Origin of the sequence: Dokdonia sp. Dokd-P16, from assembly GCF_003095655.1 — a bacterium.
Classification (GTDB): Bacteria; Bacteroidota; Bacteroidia; order Flavobacteriales; family Flavobacteriaceae; genus Dokdonia.
This window is the reverse complement of record NZ_CP029151.1, coordinates 2,700,044-2,712,620: the sequence shown is the minus strand read 5'-3', so window position 1 is coordinate 2,712,620 and position 12,577 is coordinate 2,700,044. Positions and strand designations below refer to the sequence as shown.

Genomic DNA, 12,577 nt, shown 5'->3' with positions numbered 1-12,577 from the left:
CTAGTCGTTCTCTTTTACAATGACAACGGTTGCCGTATAACCAGATGCTAGAAACCAAGTATTTGAAGATATTACTTTTTTCATATCATCGTACATCACGAACTGTGCGGTATTTGCTCCTACAGAGCCCTGATTAAGCGCCTTAATTTCTATTTTATTAAATCCTTTTTTCAGGTCGAGATAAAACCCTTGAAACTGACCTTCAAGAAATATTCTAGGATGCACAATTGTATCATTTACACTCACGCTCACTAAATCTCCATCTACTGCGCCGTGATCTCTGTATGTAAAGTTTACAAATTTGGATCCGCTTTTAAAATCTCCTAAATTTTGATTTCTAAAATATTCTGGACGAAGTTTTTCTATATCTTTTTCTTGAGAATTATTCATCTTGTTTTCAAGAGCAGTATAGGTTTTTTCGGCAAAGTCGGTGCCTTCCATAAAGTTGATCTCTCTTTTCTCATTTGATTTAAAAGGATCTTTAAGTTTTATTTTACTTTTAAAAATAAGAGAACCAGATTGTACATCACTACTCTTTTTTCTTGCCATAGGTGCAATAAACACAGGCGCTGGCACATCATTAGGCTGCTTTCCCTTAATTTCTATAGAAGCACTAGGCGCATCTATTTGAGCTTGTGCACATAGAGACACTAAGAGCAAAGCTAATAATGGAAGAGCTTTAATTGATATGGGGAAAGTACTTTTCAAATAGTAAGTGAGTCGATGTAACATTTTAGAGTGATGGCTTCTATGCTTATTTACCATAAAGTATGCCATTGTTGATTAAAATTACGCTTTCGCGAACGCGTAACAGCAACCTAACGTATCCAAAGATAAAATATTTGAAATTTATAGGTCAATATATCAGTTGCCAAAATTTATAGTTCATTACAGCATATTAAGAAATAAAATTCAATGTCGTACGTTCTTACCACATCAAACAAATGAATATTTATGAAACTACACGCACTACTTGCTCTTTTTGTCTTAACCTCTTTATCGTATTCTTGTAGTTCAAGGGACGACGATGGAAATAGCACAACAGATATAGACTGTCTCAACTTAGGAACCCAAGAGCTTGATATTACCATTCAAGAATCTTTTACCACACTACCTTCAAAGGTATCTGTTTTCTTTAAAGTAAATGGCAGTGATGGTAGTCCAGTAGCAGGATTAACGCCTTCTAATTTTACAATTTTTGAGCAAGGTCGTAATGATGATTGTTATAATGAAATTTCAAATTCTGAAGCATCAGGAGCAATATCCCCAAATGCTCAGATTTTTTCAAATAATACATTACTAGTGTTAGATTTAAGTAACAGTGTCTTGAGCACAAGCTTACAAGAACTTAAGCAAGCGTCAAGCAGCTTTATATCTAATGTGATGCCAGCAATCCCTACAGATTCTTTTAAAATGGCTATTTACTGGTTTGATGGAGAAGATGTACTTCACGAGCTACAACCTCTTACTACCAGTGCAACTATGCTTCAAGAAGCTATAGATGGAATTACAGAAGACATAAGTAATGATCCATCTACAGATTTGTATGGTGCCGTAATTAAAGCTGCGGAGATTGCAGATGATATTATTGATGTGTCTGAAAACGAAGAACTATTTGCAGCAGCCTCTGTAGTAATTTTTACAGACGGAACAGATCAAGCAGCTAGATATACAGAACAAGAGGCAGTAGATGCTGTTTCTGATGCAGATGATGACGTTAGCTTCTTTACTATAGGTCTTGGCTCAGAGATAGATGAAGGCATACTTTCTAAAATAGGACAAACAGAAAGTGTATTTGCATCTAATGCAGCAGAACTAGAATCTGTATTTAATGATATATCTAATGGTGTAGCGGCACAAGCAAATAGTTTTTACTTGTTTGAATACTGCAGCCCTAAACGTGATGGAAGTGGTATGAATAACCTTGTGATTCAAGTAATTAATGGAAATCAAGATGGACTAGTTCAAACTTCTTTTGACGCAACAGGATTCACTAGTGGTTGTGAATAGGTTTTTAAACTACTCAATTTGAGTAGTTAATCGACTTAAAAGATAGCCTTACAGATACACGCGATTACAAGATACTATTGTCAAATAACAATTTTGACAATAGTATATCTTTGTATTATGCTAGTATCAGAATCAAACCTCAACAACGTATTAGAAGATGTTTACATCTTAAAAACAGGGACTTACTATTTCTTTGAAGACTTTATTATCTCAGAAATTAATGAAGGTATGCTCTTTGACTGGGAGATGGCACAAGAACTCCTCCATCTAGCCGAAAACCATTATGGAGCAGAAAATAAGATAGCTTACATATCAAATCGTGTTCATTCATATTCTTTAGTACCTCAAGACTGGCTTAAATATTTTAAAGCACGTAATTCTGTAAGTGCGTTTGCTGTAGTCTCATATAATGAAAAAGAAAAAACTGATATCCTTATAGAACGCCTTTTCTTTAAGTCTAAAATCAAAAAATTCTTTGACTTAAATGAAGCGGTAACATGGGCTGTAGAACAGCAAAAAGAATATAAGATTAAAAAAACTACAGCTTGATTTTAGTTTTGAGTATTGGAGATTTATAATAGTTGATCTCAAGAATATCCATTCTCTTATAATGTTTAATTAATCGCTCCTTGTAAGAATCCCAATTATAATTACTGGGTTTACTCCAGCCTAACTCGGCGTGACCTATGAGTCTTGGAAAAGAGAGATACTCAATATCACCAGTAGATTTTATAGTTTCAGACCACAAAGGAGATTCAATACCCAACACTTGTGAGGGCGGTACATCCTCAAAAATTTGTGATGGTTTCCAGATATAAGCACTATCTACCTCAACCGTTCCTGCCCAAGTAAGCCCTATAGGTGATTTCTTAGTATATTTCATATCTAAGTACATGCGCTTTGCTGGAGATAAAATTACTTTTGCACCTTGAGCAAGTCCTCGAGATGCGGTAGTAGTTCTTTGCCAGTGTTGTACTACGTAGGTGCTATCTACACCAGCACTTTCTATCTCTTCCCAGCCTATTACGTGTTTATTATACTTCTTAACTATAGAAAACACTTTATTAAGAAATATATTATAATCCTTTTTTGAAGTGACATGAGATTCATCACCTCCTAGATGTATATATGGCCCAGGGGTCATTGCTGCTATTTCCTTTATCACATCTTCTACAAATGTGTATGTAATATCTTTATCTACACACAAGGTGCTAAAACCTACACGCATTCCCTTATATAACTTAGTAGCTTTACCATTACAGTTAAGTTCTGGATAAGATGCCAGTGCTGCATTGGTATGTCCAGGCATGTCAATCTCTGGGATCACCGTAATAAATTTTGACTGAGCATAAGCTACAATCGATTTATAATCTTCTTGAGTATAAAATCCAGGGCGTTCATTACGCACAGACGAGCTCCCTCCTATTTCCGTAAGTTTAGGCCATGATTTTATTTCTATACGCCACCCTTGATCATCGGTTAAGTGTAAGTGTAGTTTATTGAGTTTATAAAATGCCATTTGATCAATGAGACGCTTTACTTCATTTACAGTAAAAAAGTGACGTGCAACGTCTAGCATCATCCCTCTATACTCGTACTGCGGTGCATCTACAATTTTCACTCCTGGGATTACCAAACTATCAATCTGCTTTCCTGCGATAAGAGCATCTGGTAATACTTGCAATAAGGTCTGCATACCTCTGAACACACCAATAGGTGTAGATCCAGCTAGTGATAACCTATTATTATCTATCTCCAGCACATATCCCTCTGGAGAAGAAATACTATCACTAGACACAATATTAAATGAAACTACATTTTCATCTACCTCTTTATCTAAGGCTAATGGAAAAGCAGTATTCTTTAATATTTTTTTAAACTGAGAAGCTATCGCTTTAATTTCTGGCAGCGTATCGCTAGTAACAACTGTTTCTTGATCAAATAGAAAACCATAATTAGCTGCAACAACTTGATCAGGAATTGGGATGAGAACAAGATTCTCAATACTTGTAGGCACTATAGGTTTTTCCTTTTTACAAGAAAAAAATGAAACACAAATAACAAGTACTAAGAATCTTAAAGCCATAATCTTAATTAATTTAATCTATAATAACCACACTTAAGATATGCTCCTTCAGGAAAACTAATAGGGTGATCGCTATCATGGTAAGTTTTACCTTCCACCGTAAACTTGCGATCTGCCTTTTTAATATTGAGCTCACAGATATCAAAAAATGCCTCTGCTTCTACTCTAGAAGAGCAAGAAGCTAGTACAAGCATCCCTTTTTTGGCTGTTAGTTTGGTTCCTAATTGAGCAAGTCTAGCGTAGCTATTTCTTGCTGTATTTACTTCCTTTGCGCTCTTTGCAAAACTTGGTGGGTCTATCACAACGATATCATACTTCTCACCTGCATCTATAAGTTGCTGTAAACCTACAAAGGCATCTATAGCAAGAATTTTATGTTTACCTGCATGCTTATTGAGTTTACCATTATCTAAAGCAACTTGTAATGCCTGAGCACTAATATCAAGACTCAACACCTGTGTTGCTCCTCCTGCAAGTGCATGTACAGAGAATCCTCCTGCATAGCTAAAGACATCTAGCACAGTCTTACCCTTAGCCATGTCTCCTACTCTTTTTCTATTGTTACGGTGGTCTAGAAAGTAACCTGTTTTATGCCCATGAATCACGTTTGCCGAAAATTTCACACCGTGTTCCACAAAACGAACTACTTCTTTTTTGAGCGTTCCATAGATCACTTGTCCATCTGTAAACCCATGTGATTTACCTTTGGCCACATTTCGACTTAAGCGCAATACCATCGTATTTGCTTTTGAGGTTTCGATAAGCTCAGGTAATATTTCTTCTAGGTATGGAAACCAAATGGCGCTGTAAATTTTTACAACAATGACATCGTCATAAACATCTGCAATGAGCCCTGGAAAACCATCATTCTCGCCAAAAATGAGACGATAACTATTGGTGTTTGTCCTCAATAGTTGTTTTCTCAAAGAGAATGCTTCCTTTATTCTAATTTTAAAAAACTCTTCATTTATGGTTGCCGGCACATTACTGAGAACCTTTATTCGTATAGGAGAATCTGGATCATACAATCCTATTCCAAATACTTTATCTGATCGATTATCAAAAAGAATAGCGATGTCACCAGAACTTCCAGCTTTATTAAGCTTTGCGATACTATTTTCAAAAATCCACGGATGCCCTTGTTTTACAAGTTTTTCGGCATTTGTAGTGAGGTGTACTGCAAGCCTCTTTGTCTTTATTTGAGGTAAATCTATCATGTAAGATGTAGTATTATGAAATTACGCTTTCGCGAAAGCGTGAAAAAAACCAAATTAATCGTAATTTTCCAGTATGAGAATGTATCGCACGCTTTTTTTAGTAGTATCGGCCCTTTTTTTTCTGACCTTCCAAAGTGATGATGAAAGCCCGCTGGTAAATATAGACCAGTTTGACTCCACTTTTGCATACGATGTACGTTATGCAACAGATGATAATTTTTTAAAACAAACAGTTTATGACTGTGTGCAATGCTTACTCATACCCGAGGTGGCAGAGGCGCTTGTAGATGCAAATAACTACTTCTGTGAGTTAGGCTACATGGTAAAGCTGTATGATTGCTACAGGCCATTATCTGTACAGAAAAAAATGTGGGAAATTTATCCTAATCCAGGTTACGTAGGAAATCCCTATGGTAGTGGCTCTATACATAATCGTGGAGCTGCCATAGATATGACTATTGTTAAGCTAGATGGCACTCCGCTAGATATGGGGAGTGACTATGACTTTTTTGGGAAAGCTGCTCATATAGATCATCCACATAATGAGACCATAACTGCAAATAGAAAGCAGTTATGGTCTGTTATGAAAAAATTTGGGTTCTCACCTATTCGTACCGAGTGGTGGCACTTTAATTATGATGCAAAGAACTATGGTCTCAAAGTACTCGACATCGATTTTGACTGTGAGTAATTTTATTTAGGATCTAGCAATTGCTCTATGCGTGCAATGGCATCTTCATAGTGATATTTTGTAACTGTATTCACACTACTATTACGCGCTGCGCGAAGTTTGCTACGCAGTTTACCTAACTCACCTCTTACTAGTGGCCTTACATCTGATACACTCACATCGTAATATAGAGTTCCTTCAAAACCAGATCTTCCAGATCTAGCTCTAGGACCTTGATCTGTCATTAAAAACTCCATTCTATCTAAGTAAGAACGCTGTAAATTACGACGATAAAGATCTACCGAAGTGCCTCTGCTAGTCTCAGACCAAATACCATTTCTAAGATCTGAAAGCATTTCTAGAGCACTATAATACTCTGTTTGCGTAGTCTCTGCATCTATAAGACGACCTATTCTGTCAAAACTCAAGATTCTATTAAGATAGCGTGATTGTGTTCTTCTTACCTTTTCTGCATATCCAGCGTGATCTATGTTTTGCATGATTGCTGGATCTACTAGCCATGTAGGAGTTTCAAAAAGATTGTTTTGTAACCAGCTCATAGATTCCTTCTGTGCAGCTTTATCTAGGTGAGTATACACTACTCCAGATTGTGAAGGCATTTTAATATCTTCAAAAACTCCTCCTATATTTGTAACCACATGACCTACAAATCTGCTATAAACACCTACTAGTTCTCCGTAAAGCTCTTCTAGATCTCCATAATCATTTGTTTTATCTGACGTCCAGCTTGGAAGGTTTTGTGCTACATAACGCAAGTTCTTAATTCCGTAAGTACTAGCTTTAACAGGATCATTACCTATAGATTCCGTCTGTGATTGCGGATCAAAACTACTAGACTGTCGTCCAAATTTAAAACGGGGATCTCCAGCTTTTTCTTGAATCCATTTATTAAGAGTTGCTTTTTCCATTAACGGCGAAGAAGCTTCTGGTAACCAGCGATAACCCCAGTTAGTCGCATAATGATCATAAGGTCCCATCTGGCGCACAAAACGGATGTTTGTATCTCCTGGCTGCGCTATATAATTATATCTAGCATAATCCATAAGACTAGCTGCTATCCCATTTTCTTGAGTAAAAGCTCCGTCTCTGTAGGATTCTACATCATACGCATAACTTGCTGCCATGTTATGAGGAAAACCTAATGCATGACCTACCTCATGAGCAATCACCATACGCATCATCTCTCCTATCTCTTCTTCTGGAGTATCTAAGGTTCTTGCGCTTGGATTTGCTGCTCCAGTTTCAAGGAGGTATCTATTTCTATAACTACGCAGGTGATTATGATACCAAATAATATCACTTTCTATAATCTCACCACTTCGAGGATCTGATACACTTGGTCCTACTGCATTACGCGTAGTGCTCGCGACATATCTCACCACAGAGTATCTTATATCTTCTGGGCTAAAATCTGGATCTTCTTCTGGTGTAGGAGCATCCTTTGCAATAATTGCATTTTTAAATCCTGCAGTTTCAAAAGGCTTTTGCCAGTCTTCTATTCCTTGTTTAATGTACTCTTTAAGGCTTTCTGGCGTTCCTGGATCTAAGTAGTAGACAATAGGCTTTACTGGATCTACCAGCTCACCTCTTTTATACGCTTCTGGATCACTAGGCTCTAGTCTCCAGCGACGTATATACGTTTTCTCATCTGCTTTTAAAGCATCGCTTCCATAATCAAACTGATTTACAGTAAAAAAACCAACACGTGAATCATACAATCTAGGTTGCATTGCTACCTCTGGAAGTAAAATCATAGATTGATTTACCTGAAGACTGATACTCTCTGCAGAACGTTCTGTAGGTGGCTCTGAGGCATCATAAGTAAAGTCCTGCTTCACTTCTATATTTTCTGGAAAACTCTTAACACTATTGATAAAGCTACGGCTACCATCAAGCTTTTTTACTTTGTATTCTTTACGTAAACGCCCAGATAGCGGGCTAATCGCTTTTACATCTGTAGAAAATAATTTTGTTACATCAATTACTACGGCAGTAGAGTCTTGATTAAAAGCTTCTACATCAAAAGCATATAATGTAGGCTCATAATTATTCACACGTACAGAGTTACTTATCGCCTTGCTGCTATCTGCAATGTTGGTGTATGACTTTATCTTAAGTAAGACCTTATCTTGAAAACGCTGCCAGTGTACAACTTGCTCGTTTGTTTTTGAACCAGCATTCATGTATCCTCCACCTAATCCATTAGGGATTTGAGCTATACGAGTGACCCATAGCATGTCTTTTTCAAGCGCCGTAAATGGGATTTCATAATAGAAATTATTCTTAACCTTATGTACTTGAAATAAACCAGAATCTGTTACTGCTTCTTTTGTAATTACATCTGTGTATGATTTGATTGCATCCTTATCAGCTTTCTTAGGAGTTGCAACCTGCTCTTTCTTGTTTTTTGACTTACGTTTTCTTAATTCTTTGCGTTGTGCAAAAGAATCTTGAACATTAAAAAAGGTAGCAATGAGACAAAGGAGTAGTATTCTTTTCATGGAGTTTGTTTAAAGTACTCCGAAAATAACAATTGACTGCAATGAGCAAGATTAATTTTAGATAACATTAACAGAATACGGTCGTATTAACAATACTGTTTATGCCCTGCTATTTGTCTAGCCTATCTTTTACAAACTCTATTTGGGTTTTACCATGTGCCTGCGCCTTTCCTTCTTCATCTAGACCTACCATTACAATACGCTCAATGCTAATAATAATTTCTCTAGTCATCTTATTACGCACCTCACATCTCAAAGTGAGAGATGCAGTACCAAACGCCGTAGCTTCTATCCCTATTTCTACAATATCACCTTTTTTTGCACTAGAGCGAAAGTCTATCTCACTCATATACTTTGTAACCGTCCTAGGATTTTCAAGTTGGATGATAGCATAAAGTGCTGCTTCTTCATCAATCCATTCTAACAGCCTTCCGCCAAAGAGTGTTCCATTGGGATTTAGATCTTCTGGTTTTATCCATTTACGTGTGTGAAAATTCATCATATTTAGGTTGAGATTTATCTAAAGTTAGCAAAAAGATAGGTCTCGCTTTCGCGAAAGCGGAATTAATTAATTCATTTTACCACATCATCAATAATCTTCATAAATATGAAGAGTAACTCATAAAATGACTCTTATAAAATAGCGATTATAAATACTTGAGAATATCGCTAGAAGCTTTAAATGACTTAAAACGCTCATGAGTAATCTCTATATCTACCTGCTCATGCGCCCATGTAGTATGGAAAGGAATATGAAATGCATGCCCTCCTATTTCTAAGACGGGAAGCACGTCAGACTTTAATGAATTACCTATCATAAGAAAAGATGTTGGGTCTATATCAAGGTGTTTTACAAGCTTGAGATAATTTGCCGGCTGCTTATCTGACATTACTTCTATATGATGAAAATATTTTGAAAGTCCAGATTTTTCTAATTTCCTCTCTTGATCTAGAAGATCTCCCTTAGTAGCCACTACAAGTTTATACTTATCAGAAAGCTGGTCCAGCACCTCTTCTATGCCATCAATAAGGTTTACAGGAGCATTAAGCATCTCTTTACCTATATCTATAATACTTGCAATAATCTCATTAGTCACCTTCCCTTCAGAAACTTCTTGCGCACATTCAATTAGTGATAAAGTAAAGGGTTTTATCCCGTATCCATAAAGTGAGAGATTACGCATTTCCATTTCAAAAAGCCGTTGTTGGCAAGACTCATAGTTAATATAGGGGCTCAGTAATTTACACACCTCATCTTCGGCATCACGGAAAAAGGTTTCATTTACCCATAAGGTATCATCTGCATCAAAGGCAATCGTATGAATGTTGTTCATGTTGTTGTTTTAAGCACGCTTTCGCGAAAGCGTAAATCTCTTAGTCTAATTCGTAAACACGTACATAATCTATTTCCATTGCTGCTGGAAAAATAAGGTCGTCTACCTCACCTCCAAGATTACCTCCTACGGCAATGTTGAGTATAAAATAGTACTCCTTCATAAAAGGCCAGTTTTCATTATTATAATCTTCTGGACGATCTATGGTAAGCGTGATATTATCTGGGCTGTCTATATAAAATTGAAGTTGGTCTTCTTTCCACAACAATCCATAAATATGAAACTCCTCTTCAATAGTAGGAAGCGCAATAAAATCTGTTGAAATTTGCGTTCCATTGGAGTGGTTATTTGCAATGCTATGTATGGTTTGTAATACTTGATCTGGATTCTTGCTCACATACTCCATCACATCGATCTCCCCACATTGTGGCCATCCTATCTCTGTAATATCTGCGCCCAGCATCCATAATGCAGGCCAGATACCTTTTCCTTTATAATTTGGCATTTTTGCTCTGATGGCTACGTGACCGTATTGCACTTTCTGAGTACTAGTTATTCTAGCAGAGGTATAATCGCCTACTTTTTGACCTTCGCCCTCTTTCTTTACAATAATTTTGAGAGATCCGTCTGCAACCTCAACATTACTCCCATCTGTATAATTTTGTAATTCATTATTACCCCATCCAGTAGCACCTGTCTTGTAATTCCACTGCGAGGTATCTATTGCAGTACCATTAAACTCTTCACTCCACTTCAGTTTTGTAGTTTCTATATCTTTCTGAGAAGAGGACTCTGTTTGTTCAACATCACCTTCTAAGTCTTGATTTCTTTGATTTGCTTCTTTACAACTCACAATAGCTGTAAAAAGAAATAATAGAAGGATGCCATTTTTTATGATCATAAGGTGTGAATTTATACCGTTTAAAAATACAATATAACTGTAACAATAGTTGAGACTATTGATTGTAATTAAGACGTACATCACACTAACATTTTATTAAGAAAGTGTTCAATTATAAAAATCAAAGAGCGATCTATAATTATAAATTTATATAATGTATTAAGACTATAGTTATCTAGTACTTCTCAATCATCAATTAAAACTCTGACCATTATTAACTGCTCCAGAAGTACTTGTGGAGGGCAAAGTCCAATTAAAATTTGAATACACACTTCCGGGGCCACCTGAGAGTTGTAGAGATTCACCTATGGGTGTATCTGTATTTTCTTCTATACCTATATCTACCGAAGTTATTCCCGCTGCCACTCCAGCAGTAGCAGTAAACGCACCTTCATAACTTAAAAACTGAATAACTTTACCCGCTGGATTTACAAGCGCGATCCCATCTGGCTGTGGACCACCATTTTGAATTCCACCAGGTGGATAGTTAATAACTGTAAAACCAAAACCATTCCCCGTGTCGTTAGCGATAAGTCCTGATAAAAACTGGGTATCGTAAGCAGCGTTATTATTACCATTATAAAGCACAATGGAATATCCGTTTATATCTAAACCGGCGGCTCCTGCGATCTCAATAAATTCTCCCGTATCTGTACCTATATTCTCATAATGTATCTCATTTATCCAAATATCTGTTCTCGCGGGAATTTCTGAAGCACACTTTATATGTCCCCAAAACTCACCATTAAAAATATCAATACATCCAGTAGCTTCTACATAGACCATCATACCTTTATCTGCTATAGTTGTTGGTATACCATCTCTAGCTGCATCAGATGGAATTCGTGGCGGCATAAAGCCTAAATAAGCTCCCACACCATCTACTTGACTACTTACCTCGAGCATTGCTTTTTCTGATGGATTTCTTGTTCCAACTCCTACTTGGCCTACTGAAACATATGAATAGAAAATTACTCCAATTACACACAAACACTGTTTTGAAAAACTCATAATCTTCTAATTAAAAGTTTGTCCTATATTCTTTACTCCCGCTGTGCTTTGACCTACAGCACTTGTACTCCAAGCAAAATCTATAAAAGAATTACCTGTTCCTGTAAGATGTATAGATTGTGTTGCTGTTGTACTTGTAGTCTCTACGACACCCACATTAATGGATGTAAGTCCGTTTGCTGGACCACCAGTAGCTGTGATAGTCCCTTCATAACTCAAAAACTGTATAACCTTACCGTCAGGGCCTACTAGCGCAAAGCCGCTGGTGTCATTTCTTAAATTGGCATCTACAGATAAAGCCCCGTAGCCATTTTCTTCATCATCTATGGTACCTGAGAGCGTTAGAATTACACCATAAGGCTGACCCGTATCTGCACGGTATCTCACCAAGTAGTACCCAGAGATATCTAAGCCTGCAGGGCCCGCAATCTCTATAAACTCATTTACATCTGTACCGCTATTTGTATAGTGAAATTCATTAATCCAAATGTCTGAAGGTCCGCCTGAGCAATAAATACTTTCCCATGCGGTACCAGTCCAAAAGTCTAGACAGCCAGTTTCTTCCACAAAAACCATAAGACCAATATCTGTAGTGGTGGGTGCAATACTTGCTTGATTTGCTGTAGTAGCCACTCTAGGAGGAATAAACCCTTTATACGCACCAGCTGTAGTAACGCCGCTTATTTCGAGCATAGCAGCGTTAGATGGTGTCGTGGTACCTATGCCCACTTGAGCATGTAAAAATGTAGTTGCTAGAAGCAACAATAAACACGTAAAGACTTTCATAACTATGATTTTATATATCATAGCTAAGTGATTAATTTAC

Annotated in this window: 12 protein-coding genes; 3 read left to right on the top strand and 9 right to left on the bottom strand. The window is 36.9% G+C overall.

Annotation, left to right across the window (positions count from 1 at the left end; all coding sequences use genetic code 11):
• Positions 1 to 660, bottom strand: a complete 660-nt coding sequence (locus DCS32_RS12110) for a hypothetical protein (protein WP_162533651.1) — start codon at positions 658 to 660, stop codon at positions 1 to 3.
• A gap of 294 nt (positions 661 to 954) precedes the next feature.
• Here DCS32_RS12110 and DCS32_RS12105 point away from each other — a divergent pair, with 294 nt between their 5' ends.
• Together DCS32_RS12105 and DCS32_RS12100 are read left to right on the top strand one after the other, a co-directional pair.
• The gene (locus DCS32_RS12105; protein WP_108878504.1) at positions 955 to 2,010 is read left to right on the top strand and encodes a vWA domain-containing protein; all 1,056 of its coding nucleotides are present in this window, start codon (positions 955 to 957) and stop codon (positions 2,008 to 2,010) included.
• Between the two features lie 117 nt (positions 2,011 to 2,127).
• Entirely contained in the window at positions 2,128 to 2,559 is a 432-nt protein-coding gene (locus DCS32_RS12100; RefSeq protein ID WP_108878503.1) for a hypothetical protein, read from the top strand.
• Here DCS32_RS12100 and DCS32_RS12095 read toward each other — a convergent pair.
• Both DCS32_RS12095 and DCS32_RS12090 read right to left on the bottom strand, forming a co-directional pair.
• Complete coding sequence (locus DCS32_RS12095; protein WP_108878502.1) at positions 2,549 to 4,096, bottom strand: family 20 glycosylhydrolase; 1,548 nt, start codon at positions 4,094 to 4,096, stop codon at positions 2,549 to 2,551. The genes DCS32_RS12100 and DCS32_RS12095 overlap by 11 nt on opposite strands.
• Before the next feature lie 8 nt (positions 4,097 to 4,104).
• Positions 4,105 to 5,313, bottom strand: a complete 1,209-nt coding sequence (locus DCS32_RS12090) for a class I SAM-dependent rRNA methyltransferase (RefSeq protein ID WP_108878501.1) — start codon at positions 5,311 to 5,313, stop codon at positions 4,105 to 4,107.
• A gap of 73 nt (positions 5,314 to 5,386) precedes the next feature.
• On the opposite strand from DCS32_RS12090, the gene DCS32_RS12085 reads away from it, so the two are divergent.
• On the top strand, positions 5,387 to 6,004 hold the full coding sequence (locus DCS32_RS12085; protein ID WP_108878500.1) for a M15 family metallopeptidase: 618 nt from the start codon (positions 5,387 to 5,389) through the stop codon (positions 6,002 to 6,004).
• Between the two features lie 2 nt (positions 6,005 to 6,006).
• Here DCS32_RS12085 and DCS32_RS12080 read toward each other — a convergent pair whose 3' ends face one another.
• From DCS32_RS12080 to DCS32_RS12055, 6 genes are all read right to left on the bottom strand, one after another.
• Positions 6,007 to 8,505, bottom strand: coding sequence for a zinc-dependent metalloprotease (locus DCS32_RS12080; RefSeq protein ID WP_108878499.1), 2,499 nt, complete (start codon positions 8,503 to 8,505; stop codon positions 6,007 to 6,009).
• Between the two features lie 109 nt (positions 8,506 to 8,614).
• Complete coding sequence (locus tag DCS32_RS12075) at positions 8,615 to 9,004, bottom strand: acyl-CoA thioesterase (RefSeq protein WP_108878498.1); 390 nt, start codon at positions 9,002 to 9,004, stop codon at positions 8,615 to 8,617.
• Between the two features lie 148 nt (positions 9,005 to 9,152).
• A complete protein-coding gene (locus DCS32_RS12070; RefSeq protein WP_108878497.1) occupies positions 9,153 to 9,839 on the bottom strand; it encodes an HAD family hydrolase in 687 nt (228 codons plus the stop codon).
• Between the two features lie 40 nt (positions 9,840 to 9,879).
• Positions 9,880 to 10,740 carry a family 16 glycosylhydrolase gene (locus DCS32_RS12065; RefSeq protein ID WP_239057523.1) on the bottom strand — a complete coding sequence of 287 codons (861 nt, stop codon included), beginning with the start codon at positions 10,738 to 10,740 and terminating at the stop codon, positions 9,880 to 9,882.
• Positions 10,741 to 10,932: 192 nt separating this feature from the next.
• Positions 10,933 to 11,751, bottom strand: a complete 819-nt coding sequence (locus DCS32_RS12060) for a lamin tail domain-containing protein (RefSeq protein WP_108878496.1) — start codon at positions 11,749 to 11,751, stop codon at positions 10,933 to 10,935.
• Positions 11,752 to 11,757: 6 nt separating this feature from the next.
• On the bottom strand, positions 11,758 to 12,537 hold the full coding sequence (locus DCS32_RS12055; RefSeq protein WP_108878495.1) for a hypothetical protein: 780 nt from the start codon (positions 12,535 to 12,537) through the stop codon (positions 11,758 to 11,760).
• Positions 12,538 to 12,577: the final 40 nt, after the last annotated feature.